Here is a 16,169-nt window from a genome sequence, read left to right on the forward strand (position 1 = left end):
GATGACTTTTTCCTGTCCGGAAGTTGTTTTCTGCCGTTTAAAGAATAGTTATCTAAGTTTTTTCAGACTGTTCAGCGTAGCATTTTCCTCACATTTTTCAAAAGTGATCTCGTATACGGGGTTCTTTTCAGGATAGGTCAGGACATAATCAGGACAGGGTTTTTTCTGTGCGTGGCTTCTGTCAAAATCAACCTTTCCTTTGGTAATGATGCTGTCTTTGATAAACTTTTCGTCAATCTTATAAGTACTCATTTCGGTCTTAAAGTTCTCAGAATAATTGAAATCTTTGGACAGAGTTTCTGCAATAACACGGCTGTTAGGCAGATAGCCGCTGCAGCTTGCTCCTTTTTTGTTTAATATAAAAAATACGATAACGAGCCCCGGAACAAGGCCTATCAGGTAGAATTTCAGTTTTTTCATTAGAAAATTAAAAGATTGATATCGTGGTAAGTCAGTCCGAAACGGTCACAGATGATCTTTTTCGTATGCCTTCCTTTGTACATGTATAAACTCTGCTTCATTTCATTTTTGCGGATCAGCATATTTTCAAAACCGCCTTCTTCATCATAATTAAGAATATAGGAAAGGAAGAAATTGGAGATCGCTTTCGTGGTGGTTCTCGGCATTCTTGAGGTAAGATTCGGAAGTCCGCAGTGGATGACACCGTGTTTGATGATATAAGGATCTTCCATCGTTGTAAGCTCAGAAGTTTCAATGACCTTACCGTTGTCAATAGTAATATCAATAATGACGCTGCCCTTCTTCATATTCATTACCATATCTTCTGTAACAATAGGCGTCATATTCAGTCTTGGAAGGGCCCCGATTACTACATCGGCACGTCTTAAGCTTTTGCTGAGTTCTTTAGGATCAATGATAGAAGTTGGAACGCGGCTGTCAACAAGGGTATGAAGTCTTCTCAGTTTTGAAAGGGAATTATCAAAAACCCTCACGCTGGCGCCGAGTCCGATGGCTGCTTTGGTAGCAAATTCACCCACGATTCCGGCTCCTAAAATAACCACTTCCGCAGGTCTTACTCCAGTAATTCCTCCCAGCATTAAACCGTTTGAAAGGGCAAGCAGTTCCGATGCATATAAAATAGAGACGGTTCCTGCAATTTCGCCAACCAGTCGTACTAAAGCCAGCTGTTTATATTCGTCTACAATAAATTCAAAAGCAATGGCATTGATCTTTTTCTCAGCAAGCTTTAAGAAATAATCTTTATCTCTCAGGTTGATCTGAAGTGCTGAAACCAGATACGTATTAGGCTTCATATAATCAATTTCATCCTCAGTAGGAGGATTGATTTTTAAAATAAGATCCTGTCCGAATGCTTCCTTTGGATCATTGGTAACCCTTGCTCCGGATTCAGAATACTGAAGATCTGTAAAAAAAGAGCCTTCTCCGGCACCGGCTTCTATAATAATTTCGTGGCCGTGTTCTACCAATACCTGTACCGCGTCCGGAGTAATGCAGGTTCTCCTCTCATTAAGACAGGTTTCTTTAGGAATCCCAATACTGAATTGTTTCCCTTTTTTTATAACCTCCAGTTTTTCCTCTTTCGGCATCAGCTCTTCTTCAGTGAAAGGAGTAAAAATATTTGTAGTACTCATTCTTTAAATTAAATTAGGTCTTACAGATCGTTATTTTACCATTGAATTAATAAGCAAAGATACACAATATTTAATCGAATGTGATTTCTCTTTCATCACCTGTATTGATGATGCTCATTGTGTGATAATTAAGCCCGTAAAGCTCTTCTTCATACACTTCCGGCCACTCAATAATGCACAGAAAAGCATTGTCCAGATACTCCTCGATGCCAATATCGTACACTTCTTCAATATTCTTCAGACGGTACAGGTCAAAATGATACACTTTTCCTTTTGGGGTGTTGTATTCATTCACGATGGAGTAGGTTGGAGAATTAACCTCATCATTACTTCCCAGATTTTTAAGCAGAAACTGAGTGAAAGTGGTTTTTCCTGCTCCCAGATTTCCCTTTAAAAGAAAGATGTTATGCTTTAATTCCGGGACAATGGTTTCAACAATTTTCTGCCAGTCTTCAATGGTATGTATGGTGTAATTCATGATGGATTTAAATTTAAAAATACAGGTTAACCCGACACTGCAAATTTAATTCTAAATTACCAGCAAAACAAAAACCGGCCTGAAAATACTTCAGACCGGTTCTCCGATGAAAAGTTGTAAAATTATTTTTTAATCACTTTATGGATTAGTTGCCTCGTGTTACTTTTTGGGAAGTTTTTTTTCTTCAAACTAAATATTTAATTTTACACTATGATTTCCAAGCAGACCATAGATAAAATTTTCTCAACGATACGGGTAGAAGAAATAGTAGGAGAGTATGTTCAGTTGAAGAGAGCTGGGTCTAACTTCAAAGGGCTCAGTCCTTTTCACGATGAAAAGACCCCGAGTTTTGTAGTTTCTGCCAGTAAACAGATCTGGAAAGATTTCTCTACCGGAAAAGGAGGGACAGCTATTTCTTTCCTGATGGAGATCGAAAATTTCACTTATCCTGAAGCGCTTCGCCATGCTGCGAAAAAATACGGAATTGAGATTGAAGAAGATCAGCGTGAATTTTCCGAAGAAGCTAAAAATGCCCAGTCTGAAAGAGACCAGCTGTATAAGATCCATGAAGTGGCCAATGCCTATTTTCAGGATATACTCTGGGATTCTGATGAAGGAAAAAGCATTGGTCTATCTTATTTCAGAGAGCGTGAATTAAAAGATGATACGATCCGGAAATTCCAGCTGGGATATTCACCGGAAAAGAAAAATGCGTTTACAGCCTATGCGCTGGAAAAAGGATATACCAAAGAAATTCTTGAAAAATCCGGACTATCCATTTTTCCGGAAAATACACCCGCAGGGGTTGACCGTTTCCGGGAAAGGGTTATTTTCCCTATTCACAGCTTTTCAGGAAGGGTACTGGGATTTGGCGCCAGGATTTTAAAGAATAACGTTAAAACCGCCAAATACCTCAACTCCCCTGAAACTGAGATTTACCACAAATCCAATGTTCTTTACGGACTGAATCAGAGTAAGCAGGCTATTTCAAGGAAAAACGTCTGCCTTTTGGTGGAAGGATATATGGATGTGATCTCGCTTCATATGTCTGGAATAGAGAATGTAGTGGCAAGTTCCGGAACTTCTCTGACGACTGAGCAGATCAAGCTTATCAAAAGGCTTACGGAAAACGTAACGATCCTCTTTGATGGGGATAATGCCGGGATTAAAGCCAGTTTCCGAAGTATTGATATGCTTCTGACAGAAGGAATGAACATCAGGGTACTTTTGTTTCCGGAAGGAGATGATCCCGATTCTTTTGCCAGAAAGCATCCGCAGGATTATGTAGAAAAGTTCATTGAAAACGAAGCGATGGATTTCATCGATTTCAAAGCTGAGATCCTGCTGAAAGATGCCGGAAATGATCCCATCAAAAAAGCCGAAGCCATCCGGAACATCGTAAAATCAGTTTCCTTTGTACAGAATGCGCTGAAAAGAGAGGTCTATCTGAAAGAGGTTTCCAATAAATTCGGATTATCTGAGCAAAGTTTGTTCAACGAATTGGATGTGCAGAAACAGATTTCCCAGAATCAGAACCAACATGTTCAGCAACAGAAAGAAAAGGTGGTTCCCAAAATGGAGATTGTACCTCTGGATGAAGAAAGAGGTGATCCTTTCCTTTTTGATGTTTTGTTTATGGAAAATAAACTGGTGGATCATATGCTGATGTTTGGTGATATTGTTTTAAAAAGGAAAGACGAAAAAAACGAAGAATATCAGATCACAGTGATTGAAGAAATTCTTCATCATTTCGAAGATGAACACTACGAATTTCTGGTAAAAGGCAATGAGATCATCATTAATCAGGTGAGGGAAGGCATTCAGAAAGACGAGCTGAGAAGCGGAAACTTTTTTGTTTCTTTTATGGATGAAGAAATCACCTCTAAAGTTGTAGATGCCCTGATGCCTCTTGATGATCTTGAAAACTGGGCTTCCAGAAATATTTATCCTCCCAATTACGGCGACAAAATTGCTGATCAGGTAAGAGGTGATATCCTGCTTCACAAATACAGGTACATTGATTATTTAATAAAAGAAACGGCTAATGAACTTGATCATTTCAGCAGTACAGATGAAACAAAATATTTTGAACTCATCAAAAAAATTACTTTACTGAAACAGGCTTCAATGAAGTTAAGTGAAATCATAGAATATTCTCCGATCAAAGGAATTTACGGAAACCGCAGAAAATAATAGGAGCAGCAGATTATAGAATATACAACTGGCATTCTGTGACAAAAAGTCCTATAAATTTTTAGGAATAAAAGTTGTAATTTAAACTTTGAAAAAATAGTATAATAATACATAATAGAAATATGGACATTAAAAAAGAATTCAGAGATTTCTCTGTAAAACATTTAGGAAATAACGGTCTGGTTACCGATCAGTATATGGGAATGTATGGTCCAACCAATCTTACGCCATATATTATGGAAGAAAGAAGATTAAACGTTGCACAGATGGACGTTTTTTCACGTCTGATGATGGACAGAATTATTTTCCTGGGAACAGGGATTGATGACCAGGTGGCCAACATCGTGACAGCACAGCTTTTATTCCTGGAAAGTGCAGATCCTTCAAAAGATATTCAGATCTATATCAACTCGCCGGGCGGAAGCGTTTATGCAGGGTTAGGAATCTACGATACCATGCAGATCATCAAGCCGGATGTAGCAACAATCTGTACCGGAATGGCTGCTTCTATGGGAGCTGTTCTTCTGGTTGCCGGAGAGAAAGGTAAGCGTTCTGCGCTTAAGCACTCAAGAGTAATGATTCACCAGCCTTCAGGAGGTGCACAGGGAGTAGCTTCTGATATGGAAATCAACCTTAGAGAAATGTTGAAATTAAAGCAGGAGCTTTATGAAATTATCGGTCACCACTCAGGACAAACTTACGAATGGGTAGAGAAATCTTCTGACAGAGATTACTGGATGACTTCTGAAGAAGCTAAAGGCTACGGAATGGTAGATGAGGTTTTACAGAGATCTACAGAGAAAAAATAATTTTCCCTTAAAGGATAAATGAAAACGCACCCATCGGTGCGTTTTTTTGTTTTATATCGTTGAATTTTGTTGTTTTGTGCTGTTTTCTAAACCTAACAGGTCTCCGAGACCTGTTAGGTTTTTGTTAAGCGCACTCACGTTATTTTTTGATAAGCTTATGAACCGTAGTATTTTTTGAAGTTTTAATCTCCATCAAATAAACACCGGATTGCATAGACTGAATATCAATTTTTGAAGCTTTCGAAGTAAGAACTTTCTGTCCGGAAACCGAATAAATATTGATTTCTTTTATATCATCTGCTGTTTCTATCTGAATAAAATCACTTGCCGGATTCGGATAAATTCTGAATGCCTTCTTCTGAGCATCAGAAACACCTAAAACTTCCTGTGATGCTTCGGTAGGGGTAAACGGTAATCTTTGTCCAAAGCTTAAACCCAGCCATTCATTATTGTTCAGTTGAGTTGGTGACAAAGAAGTCTGGCTTCTCCATGCTGAAAGATCTTTTCCTTTGAAAAGCTTCCAGGTATTTGTTCCTGAAGGTATTCCTGAATGATTGTTTAAAGATAAAGAGGCGATCTGCCCTCCATTTGAAGTGAAATTGAAATAGGAAGCGTGAGCCTGAATTTGTTGAAGAGCCTGTTCAGCAGTAATGCTTCCGTTGTATTTGATTCCGAAAACAAAAGAATGGGCAGAACCATTTGAATTGTTGGTACCAAAATCAATAATCACAAGGCTTGAATTGCTTCCTGTTCCGATCCAGTTGGTGATCTGTGAGGTAGTATACCAGGCAGAATTGTAAGCGGCAACAGGAGGGGATGGATGGGAGAGTGGAGGTGTATTATCGGTAAACCCATATCCAAAAGAGGCCCCGTACCATTTACCGTTGACGAGCGGATCTCCGTTCACGCCGTTATTAAGCGTCATATTTTCAGCAGAAGGCCCTGACCATGTAGACCAGTAATCATCCGGACTTGGTACGTGATGGTTATAATTCAGGCTGTAAAGGAATCCGGACGGAATCTCCACTTCTATTTTAGGTTCTGCAGCTGCAATAGCTCCGATGAGGTCTTCCATGGTAAGATCATCCGAGTCAAAACGGTATCCCCAGGCATAGGAGGAAGGATTGTCATCATCATTGAAGTCAGCAATGAAATAGGCTTTTTTAGAACCGGTTCCTACCCAGAATTTAATGTCGTTTTCGGTAAACTGGGCCGACAGGAGCTGCATACAAAGCAGCAGGAAAAAAAAGTAGATTTTTTTCATGATATAATTAAATTAAAAGTTTTATTCCCGAAACTTTCCCTCAGAAAAAAGAAATGAATGACTTCAAATACTCTGTCTCTGATGAATATGGGGTAAGGCAGGTCTCCTGGCTTGCATCAGAAATACGCCTTCCCGGATTTTGATCCAGTGGCACAGTGTACTCCTGTTTAAACAGCTTACAGTTGCGGGTACAGCCCAAGAATTGAATATTCTTCTCACTTGGTTCCCTTTTAATGAACAATGGTTCAGCCTTAAACCGTTACAAATATAGGGTGTATATTTTTGATGTCGTTTTGTGAATTATTTTGAATTTTTACACTTTGTTTGATAGTTTAAGGATGTTTGGGATGATGATTTTTAGATTTAATAAAGAATTGGTGAGTTTGGATTTTATTCTGATATTTTTTCTGTTTAAAATAAATTAACCTTAGGAGCTTTATTGTTAAAGTATATTTATTCTTGTATTCAAGATCAGTTTACAATTGTTGTCTATTTTCGCTGCCATAAAAGTAAACATGAAAAAACTGCTGATCTCTGCTTTGGCGCTTATTGCTATGGCATCATGTAAAGATGATGACAATGTAAGCAGCCAGGATATTAATTATTCTAAACTTCCTCAGGAATTTCCTTTTTCCAAACTGGCTACCATAAATGGGGTAGATGTGATTAACGGAGGTTTTGGTTCGGGTGCAGCAGCCCATCCAAGCAGAAAAGGTGAGTTCTATCTTATCACAGACCGTGGTCCCAATACTGATTATCTGAACGGGAAAAAATTTCCGGCTCCGGATTTCACTCCAACCATTATGCATTTTAAGATCAATGCTGATGGAAATATCGAGGTCATTAAATACATTAAACTGAAAAATCCTTCCGGTCAACCGATCACTGGGCTTCCAAATCCTGCGGGGATGGGAAATACAGGCGAGACCGCTTACGATGTAAACGGAAATGTTTTAGGAACGGATAATTACGGTCTGGACAGTGAGAGTATTGTAGCTGCTGCGGACGGTACTTTCTGGGTTTCTGATGAATATGGACCGCATATTGTCCATTACAGTGCAGAAGGAGTGGAAATGGAAAGGATAAGCCCAATAGGCGTTAATACGGGACCGAGAAAACTGCCAGCTGTTTTAGCCAAAAGGAGAGCAAATAGAGGAATGGAAGGACTTTGTATTACTCCGGACGGGAAAACACTGGTAGGAACCATTCAATCAACGATGTATGTTCCTACAAAAGCCCTGGCTACCAATACCACTTTAACCAGAATTGTAACTTTCGATATTGCCACAGGGAAAACAAAACAGTTTTTATATAAACAGGACGGAGGAACTTCGGATTCTGTCTGTGACATAACAGCGATCAGTAACACGGAATTTCTTGTCATCGAAAGAGACGGAAACTTTGGTTCGCAGGGCGGTGTGAAGAAAGTATACAGGATCAGTCTCTCAGATGCTTCTGATGTAACCGGATCTGATGTTGCTGCTGTAGATGGAATGAAGATCAACAACAAAACGCTGGAACAAAGCACATGGAATGAAATTACCATCGCAGGAATAAAGCCCGTAACCAAAACACTAGCCGTAGACTTGGTTGCCAAACTAGGCTATGAACATGATAAGTTTGAAGGGATTGTTTATCTGGGAAATAATAAACTTGCTGTTTTCAATGATGATGATTTCGGAATCCTAGATGACGGAAACGGAAACCCAAAAGCCAAAATTCTTCCTAAAACCGGGAAAGTAGACAAAGGAACGATGTATATAGTCGATATTCAATAATTAGATTTTTTTAAAAGAAAACGGCGGAATCGAAGATTCCGCCGTTTTTGTTGTTGTATATTGGGTGTAGTTCAATAGAAATGATATTATAATTATTTCCCCGCAGATCCCACAAATTTCACAGATATTATCTGCTGTTTTTACACCATTTGATCTGGTTAATCATAAATCAATTCAATAGAAAAGGGCTTTATCCTCTTCACGCTATTAAAAAAACCATTGGCTTTAACCCAAACCTATTTTTCAATATTAATTAAAACCCTCAATAATCTTAGAGAAATCCTCTAATTTTAAAGCTGCTCCTCCAATCAGCCCACCATCAATGTCCGGCTGTGAGAAAATTTCTTTAGCATTATCCGGTTTTACAGAACCTCCGTAAAGGATAGAAACCTCATCAGCAACTTCCTGACCGTATTTTGCTGCAATGATCCCTCTGATGTGTGCATGGATTTCCTGAGCCTGTTCCGGAGTAGCTGTTTCCCCGGTTCCGATTGCCCAAACCGGCTCGTAAGCAATGACTACTTTTTTGATCTCGTCAGCAGAAAGTGTGAAAAGGGCTTCTTCAGTCTGGCTTTTTACCACATCAAAGTGTTGGCCTGCTTTTCTCTGCTCCAATGTTTCTCCGTTACAGTAAACAGGAATAAGACCCTTATCAAGAGCTAGCTTTACCTTTTTGTTGCACTGTGCATCGGTTTCACCGTGGTATTGTCTTCTCTCAGAATGTCCGATTAAAGATCCGGTGGCATCAATAGACTCTAACATATCTGCAGAAACCTCTCCTGTATAAGCTCCGCTTTCATGCGCACTCATATCCTGGGAAAATACTCCGATCTCATCCTTTTCAAAGACATCTTTGGCCATCATCAGATATAAAGAAGGCGGAGCGATCCATATTTCACAATTAGTGGCATTGTTGTTTTTATAGCTCAGTAATTGAATCATCAACTGTTGTGCATCAATTACATTTTTGTTCATTTTCCAGTTTCCTGCAACTATTTTTCTTCTCATAGTTTTATATATTGATTTATTTACTCTTATATTTTTCCCACAATAATTCTGCAAAATCTGTGGGAGTTTTCTTATTTATTAATTCCTTCCAGTTTAAACATAAACGCATACACCAAGGCGAGATCCTTCAGATAATCAAACCTTCCTGAAGCTCCGCCATGGCCATATTTCATGTCGGTTTTCAACATCAGTACGTTTTTATCCGTTTTCATATCTCTCAGTTTGGCTACCCATTTGGCTGGCTCAAAATACTGTACCTGCGAATCGTGAAGCCCTGTTGTTACCAGAAGGTTAGGGTACTTTTTCTTTTCTATATTTTCGTACGGAGAGTAGGATTTCATATAGAAATAAGCATCTTTGTTGTTAGGATTCCCCCATTCGTCATATTCATTGGTGGTAAGCGGAATACTTTCGTCAAGCATTGTGTTGATGACATCTACAAACGGAACCTGTGAAATCACTCCATTCCATAGTTCCGGTTTCATATTGGCGATAGCTCCCATCAGCAAACCTCCGGCACTTCCGCCCTGGGCATACAGGTGTTTAGGGGATGTATATTTTTCTTTTACTAAATATTCTCCGGCATCAATGAAATCGGTAAATGTATTTTTCTTTTTCATCATTTTTCCGTCTTCATACCATTGTCTTCCCATTTCCTGACCTCCGCGGATGTGAGCAATAGCAAAAGCAAAACCTCTGTTTAAAAGACTTAATCTTGTACTGCTGAAAGAGGCATCCATGGAACTTCCGTAAGAACCGTAAGCATAAAGCAGTAGCGGACTGTTTCCGTCTTTTTTATATCCTTTTTTATAAACAATGGAAATCGGGATTTTAGTTCCGTCTTTTGCCGTTGCAAAAAGTCTTTCTGTAGTATAATTCTCTTTATTATAGCCGCCTAAAACTTCCTGCTGCTTCAGAAGGGTTCTCTTTCCTGTCTTCAAATCCTGTTCAAACTGGGAAGAAGGAGTAATCATGGAAGTATATCCAAAACGGAAATTATCTGTATTATATTCCGGGTTTTCAGCTGCTGAAGCGGTGTAAACAGGCTCGTCAAACTTCAACGGTTCTTTTTTACCTGTCTTTCTGTCGAAAATAATAAGCTGGGTAAGACCGTTCTGTCTTTCACTGAAAACAAGATAGTTTTTAAAAGCACTTACTCCCTGCATCAGAACATCATTTCTGTGAGGAATAAAATCTTTCCAGTTCTCGGCTCCGGTTTTGTCTAAAGGAGTTTCGGCGATCTTGAAATTAAGGGCGTCTTTGTTCGTTCTGATCAGGAATTTATCCTCCAAAGGTGTAACTGTATACAGAACATTTTTCATCCTTGGCTGGAAAACTTTGAAAGTTCCGTCCGGTTTATCGGCATCAAGATACCTGGTTTCAGAAGACGTTGTCGCTCCGGAATGAATCAGAATATATTTCTGGTTTTTAGACTTATAGACAGAGATGAAATTGGTTTTGTCTTTTTCTTCATAAACCGTTACATCTTTGCCGGGATCTGTTCCCAAAGTATGTCTTTTGATCTTTTCGGATAGAAGGGTAACAGGGTTATTTGCGGAATAGAAAATGGTTTTGTTATCGTTCCCCCATTCAGCAGAACCTCCGGTATTTTTAATGCCGAGATCTGTCGTTTTTCCTGTAGTAAGATCCTTTAAAAACAATTTATACTGCCTTCTGGAAACATCATCCACTCCGTAAAGCAGCTTGGTATTATCCGGGCTGATGCTAAACCCTGCTGCTGCAAAATAAGAATGTCCTTCTGCAAGCTGATCTACGTCCAGAACAACTTCTTCCGGAGCACTGAGACTGCCTTTTTTTCTACAGTATTTGTAGTATTGTTTTCCTGCTTCCGTGCGCGTATAATAATAATATCCGTTTCTGAAAACCGGTACAGATTCATCTTTCTCCTTGATTCTGGCCTTCATTTCCTGGAAAAGCTGTTCCCTGAAAGGCTCTGTATCTTTCATCATCCCTTCCCAATAGGTGTTTTCTGCCTTCAGGTAGTCAACGACCTTGGTGGAATCTTTTCCTTTCTTGAAGTAATCGATCATCCAGTAATAAGGGTCATTGACCTTGTCACCGTGAATTTCCCGGATATGTTCCTGTTTTTCGGCAACGGGTGCCTTAAGGACAGGGAATTTCTGAGCCTGCATAGACGAACTTATTGCGATTAATGCTAAATAAAATTTTTTCATGATATACTTTGGTTTCTGGAGTCAGTCTATGCGATATTCCACAGGTTTTTCAGAAGTTTGTAGAACGTATGCTCTTCATCGGTTACCTTATTATCAGCTTTGATCAGAGTTTTAGCAAATTCAGCAAATTTTAAGCGTTCATCTTCTGTAGAATCATCGTGGAAACATCGTGCGTGAAATTCAAAGTGATCTTTCCATTCTTCAGGCTGTAATAAAGCCAGGGTTTCAAGCTCATTGTCAAGATTCATTCTGAACGGAAACTCGTCTGCAAGATACTGCTGTACAAGCATTCCTTCTTCAGGGGCGAATTCTCCGTCTACAGAGGAAAGGATCATTAAAAGGTGATAACCGGCGATAGATTTATTTGATTTTTGCATTCTTAATGTATGTTTTTAATTTGATAGTTGATTTTTAATCGTGAATAGTCAATTTTGCTTCGCAAGTGAATGGTCAATTTATAGGAAATTAATTGTTTCAAAACTCACTATTAACCATTAACGATTGACAGCCACTTCTTTATTTAATATAGTCTTTTGCAGGCTGTTTGTCTACAATTTTTCCTTTTTCCAATACCAGTACGAAAGGATTGCTTCGGGCGATGGTTTTGATTGCTGTTCCGTCCATCAGGGTATTTTTAATGGTTTTAAAAGTATTCGGAAGAGTAGAAACTCCGTAGATTACAACCCCTTTTTGTGCGTTTACTTTAGCTTCTGTTTTTTGAAGAAGATCGGCAGGTACATCTTTCGGGTGATAAGAAAAGACAAGAATTGCTTTAGGAGCATTGATGATTTCTTCAGTCAGTTCCATTCCTGCAGGATCATCAATTTTAAATTTTGCGATCTCAGATTTGTAGCCTTCTTTAATCAGGACAGATTTATTTTTTCCTTCCTCTATTTTCCATGGGGAACCTTCTGCCCAGTATTTTGTTTCTTTGATGTAGTCGTCCTGATCTACATTGGCTGTTTCTCCGGTCTTTTGGTTTTTAAGGGAATAAAATGTTTTGTATTCCGACGGATTTTTATTGATCTTTTCTTTTTCCGCTTTGATGTTGGTTCCTATTTTATAATCACGGAAATCAATCATCGGTTCATGCATGATGCCCTGAGCCATAATATAGATCATGATCAATGAGAAGATTCCCAGAATATAATACTTAAAATTTCCGGAAGATTTTTGAGGCGTGCTGCTGTACTCATCTTTTTTCCTGAACTCTTTTCTGTACAGGATAAACAGAAGGATCAGCCCTGCCAGAAGAACAATATCTTTAATGAAACTTTGCCACGGCGTAAATTTCACAGCATCCCCGAAACATCCGCAGTCCGTTACCACATTGAAATAAGCGGAATAAAAGGTAAGGAATCCGAAGAAAATACAAAGAGCAATTAATGCTGAAAGAGTAAATTTAAGTTTTATTTTAAGCAACAGCATAAATCCGAGGAAAAGTTCCAGTATGACCACTATAATTGAAAACAGCAGCGCAAATTTTTCAAGGAAAGGCATGTTGAAAACGGAAGGTGAAAAATATTCTTCCATTTTGAAGGAAAAACCTACCAGATCCACTGCCTTTACAAAACCTGAAAGGATGAAGATCACAGCAACAATAAAACGTAATAAACCTTTAAGCATATCAAATTATTTTTTGGGTTCAGTATTCATTTCTTTTTCTGAGAATTTGATCAGACAGAAAACAGCGTAATTCAGCATATCGAAATAGTTGGCATCCAAGCCTTCAGAGACAATGGTTTTTCCCTGATTGTCTTCAATCTGCTTTGTTCTTAATACTTTCTGATAAATAAGATCGGTAATGGAAGTGATTCTCATATCTCTCCATGCTTCACCATAATCATGATTTTTACGCTCCATTAAGGCCAGTGCTTCCTGAGCATATTGATCGTAAAGAGCGATGATCTCTTCTCTGTTTTCGTTAAAATCATTGGAAAGGCCTTTTTCAAGCTGGATCAGTCCGATAATAGAGTAGTTTACAATGGCAATGAATTCATCTTCTTCACTCTCATCCACCATTTTTTTATCAGTCATCTGCAGGGTGCGGATTCTGTTGACTTTAATGTAAATCTGATCCGTAATAGAACTGGGTCTCAAAACCCTCCATGCTGCTCCGTAATCCTGCATTTTTTTGCTGAAAAGATTACGGCACTCACTAATAACTTTTCCGAACTGTACTGATGTTTCTGACATAAATTCTCTTAATCTTTCAAATATACGAATTAGTTTCGGGTTTGAAAACGGAGAGGTTTGGAGAGTGAAGAAGCAGGAGTGAAGGTGTAGGTAATGTTTAAAGTTCAAAGTTCAAAGTTCAAAGTTCAAAGTTCAAAGTTCAAGGTTCAAGGTTTAGAGTTTAAGGTTTTGGTTGGACTTCCTGTTGATGATTGTGAAGATTTATATTTCATACCGTTAGGCTGTAGATATTTTAAATCAATAGATCAATGCAATTCTGTAAAATCACTATTTTTGCAGTACTTAAAATCATTTATCAATCATCGATTCAATGCTCTCAACCACTCAAACCTTTCAGTTGTTAGATCCTCAAACCTTTTCAATCAATTGCAACGGCCGTCTGGTACAGCTGGATACTCCAAAGATTATGGGAATTCTGAATCTTACGCCGGATTCTTTTTCAGATGGAGGAAAATTTAATTCTGAAGAGACAGCATTGAAACAGACCGAAAAACTCCTGAAAGAAGGTGCTGAAATAATCGACATCGGCCCGCAATCCACCCGTCCGAATGCGGAATTTTTAAGCAGTGAAGAGGAAATAAAAAGGCTGGGAAACATCATTTCCCAAATTAAAAAAGAATTTCCGGAAGCGTTGATTTCTCTGGATACTTTCTATGCAGAAACTGTGAAGTTTGGTTATCATGAAGGAATTGATATGATCAATGATATTTCCGGCGGGCAGTATGATGACAAGATGTTTGATGCAGCAGCAGAAACAGGACTTCCGTATATTCTGATGCACATCAACCCGTCCTATGAAACGATGCATGATAAGATCAAATTTGAAGATATTACCCTGGAAGTAAATCGTTATTTTTCTCAAAAAACAGATGAACTGTTGAAGGGAGGTGTAAAAGATATTATCCTTGATCCCGGGTTCGGCTTTGGAAAAACAGTGGAAGACCAGATGAAAATGATTGGCGAGACAGAATATCTTGGATTTGGAAAATTTCCTTTATTGATAGGGATTTCCAGAAAATCATTTATCTATAAGCCTCTCGGAAAATCACCCTTAGATATTAATGAGGAAACCCAAAAGCTTCATCGGAAAGTTTTGGAACAGGGCGCTAAAATCTTAAGAGTGCATGATGTGGATGAAGCTAAAAAAACAGTGGATGAATTTTTGAAAAATCAATCGTAGTGTATGAATGCGCTTAAATAAAAACCTAACAGGTCTCGAAGACCTGCTAGGTTTAGACAGAAGTTGTTGCGGCTATTTTTCCACTCACCTTTTTTATTAATTTAGTTGATGAAAAAAATGTCGGCTAGGTTCGACCGAAATTGAGTTTGTCTTTAATACAGCCCGCATTTCGCTCATTTTAATAAAAATTATGGAAAAATATAAAATAACTGAATACGGAGATTATATTCACAATTCTATATCTTCATTTAATTATGATCTGAAAATTACAGATTATGATCAAAACGTAAAAGGAATTTGTCTGAATAGAAATTCAGATAACATTAATCTGCTTTCTAATTTTAAGTCAATCGAAACAATAAAATGTTTTAGAATTACAAATGAACAAATTAAAGATTTTCCTTTACTTCCATCAGTCAGGCATTTAATGATAAGTTGCGATGATTGTTCTTCCCTAGATTTTCTTTCAAAATTTCCAAACCTTATTTATTTGGATATTGACGGGTTTGGTAATCTGGAGTCATTGGAAGGCATAAAAAGCCTTGTTCATTTAGAATATCTGTCTTTAGTAAATAATAAAAAACTGGTTAATTATGATGAAATAGAAAATCTCACGACCTTAAATAATCTAAGAATTGAAGGAGGGGTTTCGAGTATCTTTAAATTAGGAAATTTAAATTTTTTAAAAAAATTAAACCTTTTCAGATTGGATTTGCACAATGTTTCAGTTAATAAAAATAATTTGCTTTTAATTGCCAATCTCAAAAACTTACAAAAGCTTGGCTTAGCAATCAATTTTAAAGTAGAAGAAATAGCGTACTTAAAAGGTGCTCTCCCAAATGCCCAATGTTATGATTTTGAACCATATCATACAGATTCAGATAAGTTTGACAACTTAAAAGAATGTAAGGTTTGTAACGAAAATATCATTAAGTTAACAGGAAAAGTAAAGCCACAAACCATTTGCCCGAAGTGTGATGTTGATATTTTAAATTCACATCTTGAGCTTTTTAATTTATCTGTACAAAAAGGGCAAAAACATTTGGTGATTTAGTAAATAAAAAAGTCTATGAATGTCTTAAATAAAAACCTAATAGGTCTCCAAGACCTGTTAGGTTTTTAAAACTGCACAAAGCTTTAAAATTCAATATTATAAAACGAAAAAAACGCACCGGATTGGCGCGTTTTTTCATTCATCCTTTAAGAAGGTAATCGTTAATTCAGATCAGCCAGTTTATCCGCAAACTGTTTTGAGAATTCTTTTCTGTCTTCTTCCAATTTTTCAGGTGTTGAGGGAAGTACATAATTAAAAAGCACTTTGTCGTCATTATCCAGAAAGATAATTTCTTTTTCATTTCCGTCGATCATCTGGGAGAAAATAGCCCACATAGAAGTATCTTTTAGCTTTAATAATTCAAAAAACTGTTCTGCTTTTATTTCGATTGACTGCATTTC

At 37.9% G+C, this 16,169-nt stretch carries 15 protein-coding genes and 1 riboswitch; of the genes, 5 read left to right on the top strand and 10 right to left on the bottom strand.

Going from position 1 to position 16,169, the window contains the following annotated elements; genetic code table 11:
* Window positions 1–48 precede the first annotated feature (48 nt).
* From J2Y40_RS00855 to tsaE, 3 genes are all read right to left on the bottom strand, one after another.
* Window positions 49–420 carry a hypothetical protein gene (locus tag J2Y40_RS00855; protein ID WP_153394415.1) on the bottom strand — a complete coding sequence of 124 codons (372 nt, stop codon included), beginning with the start codon at window positions 418–420 and terminating at the stop codon, window positions 49–51.
* Window positions 420–1,613 (bottom strand): alanine dehydrogenase, encoded by a 1,194-nt coding sequence (locus J2Y40_RS00860; protein WP_153394414.1) that lies wholly within the window; start codon window positions 1,611–1,613, stop codon window positions 420–422. The genes J2Y40_RS00855 and J2Y40_RS00860 overlap by 1 nt, the downstream gene beginning before the upstream one ends.
* Window positions 1,614–1,683: 70 nt before the next feature.
* Window positions 1,684–2,091 (bottom strand): tRNA (adenosine(37)-N6)-threonylcarbamoyltransferase complex ATPase subunit type 1 TsaE, encoded by a 408-nt coding sequence (gene tsaE, locus J2Y40_RS00865; protein ID WP_153394411.1) that lies wholly within the window; start codon window positions 2,089–2,091, stop codon window positions 1,684–1,686.
* A gap of 210 nt (window positions 2,092–2,301) precedes the next feature.
* Between tsaE and dnaG the strand changes: the two genes are divergently transcribed.
* Window positions 2,302–4,284: a DNA primase gene (gene dnaG, locus J2Y40_RS00870; protein ID WP_153394409.1), complete on the top strand. Its 1,983-nt coding sequence runs from the start codon at window positions 2,302–2,304 to the stop codon at window positions 4,282–4,284.
* A gap of 122 nt (window positions 4,285–4,406) precedes the next feature.
* Entirely contained in the window at window positions 4,407–5,093 is a 687-nt protein-coding gene (gene clpP / locus J2Y40_RS00875; RefSeq protein WP_027373257.1) for an ATP-dependent Clp endopeptidase proteolytic subunit ClpP, read from the top strand.
* A 139-nt stretch (window positions 5,094–5,232) separates the two neighbouring features.
* On the opposite strand, the gene J2Y40_RS00880 is transcribed toward clpP, so the two are convergent.
* Window positions 5,233–6,357, bottom strand: a complete 1,125-nt coding sequence (locus J2Y40_RS00880; RefSeq protein ID WP_309995909.1) for a T9SS type A sorting domain-containing protein — start codon at window positions 6,355–6,357, stop codon at window positions 5,233–5,235.
* A gap of 78 nt (window positions 6,358–6,435) precedes the next feature.
* Window positions 6,436–6,626: riboswitch (cobalamin riboswitch) on the bottom strand.
* Window positions 6,627–6,872: 246 nt separating this feature from the next.
* On the opposite strand from J2Y40_RS00880, the gene J2Y40_RS00885 reads away from it, so the two are divergent.
* Window positions 6,873–8,135: an esterase-like activity of phytase family protein gene (locus J2Y40_RS00885; protein ID WP_309995911.1), complete on the top strand. Its 1,263-nt coding sequence runs from the start codon at window positions 6,873–6,875 to the stop codon at window positions 8,133–8,135.
* 249 nt (window positions 8,136–8,384) lie between these two features.
* Here J2Y40_RS00885 and tpiA read toward each other — a convergent pair whose 3' ends face one another.
* The 5 genes from tpiA to J2Y40_RS00910 all read right to left on the bottom strand — a co-directional run bounded on the left by tpiA (window position 8,385) and on the right by J2Y40_RS00910 (window position 13,534).
* Complete coding sequence (gene tpiA, locus J2Y40_RS00890; protein WP_153394403.1) at window positions 8,385–9,143, bottom strand: triose-phosphate isomerase; 759 nt, start codon at window positions 9,141–9,143, stop codon at window positions 8,385–8,387.
* Between the two features lie 71 nt (window positions 9,144–9,214).
* Window positions 9,215–11,338 (bottom strand): S9 family peptidase, encoded by a 2,124-nt coding sequence (locus J2Y40_RS00895; protein WP_309995915.1) that lies wholly within the window; start codon window positions 11,336–11,338, stop codon window positions 9,215–9,217.
* Window positions 11,339–11,364: 26 nt separating this feature from the next.
* Entirely contained in the window at window positions 11,365–11,715 is a 351-nt protein-coding gene (locus tag J2Y40_RS00900; protein ID WP_153394399.1) for a TerB family tellurite resistance protein, read from the bottom strand.
* Window positions 11,716–11,854: 139 nt separating this feature from the next.
* Window positions 11,855–12,964, bottom strand: a complete 1,110-nt coding sequence (locus J2Y40_RS00905) for a BT_3928 family protein (protein WP_153394397.1) — start codon at window positions 12,962–12,964, stop codon at window positions 11,855–11,857.
* A gap of 6 nt (window positions 12,965–12,970) precedes the next feature.
* Complete coding sequence (locus J2Y40_RS00910) at window positions 12,971–13,534, bottom strand: DUF1599 domain-containing protein (RefSeq protein ID WP_153394395.1); 564 nt, start codon at window positions 13,532–13,534, stop codon at window positions 12,971–12,973.
* Window positions 13,535–13,844: 310 nt separating this feature from the next.
* Here J2Y40_RS00910 and folP point away from each other — a divergent pair, with 310 nt between their 5' ends.
* A complete protein-coding gene (gene folP / locus J2Y40_RS00915; RefSeq protein ID WP_309995921.1) occupies window positions 13,845–14,714 on the top strand; it encodes a dihydropteroate synthase in 870 nt (289 codons plus the stop codon).
* A gap of 190 nt (window positions 14,715–14,904) precedes the next feature.
* Window positions 14,905–15,768, top strand: coding sequence for a hypothetical protein (locus J2Y40_RS00920; protein WP_153394391.1), 864 nt, complete (start codon window positions 14,905–14,907; stop codon window positions 15,766–15,768).
* A 161-nt stretch (window positions 15,769–15,929) separates the two neighbouring features.
* On the opposite strand, the gene J2Y40_RS00925 is transcribed toward J2Y40_RS00920, so the two are convergent.
* Complete coding sequence (locus tag J2Y40_RS00925; protein ID WP_153394390.1) at window positions 15,930–16,166, bottom strand: hypothetical protein; 237 nt, start codon at window positions 16,164–16,166, stop codon at window positions 15,930–15,932.
* Between the last annotated feature and the right edge of the window lie 3 nt (window positions 16,167–16,169).

Origin of the sequence: Chryseobacterium sp. 2987 (assembly GCF_031456375.1) — a bacterium.
In the GTDB taxonomy this organism is placed as follows: domain Bacteria; phylum Bacteroidota; class Bacteroidia; order Flavobacteriales; family Weeksellaceae; genus Chryseobacterium; species Chryseobacterium vaccae.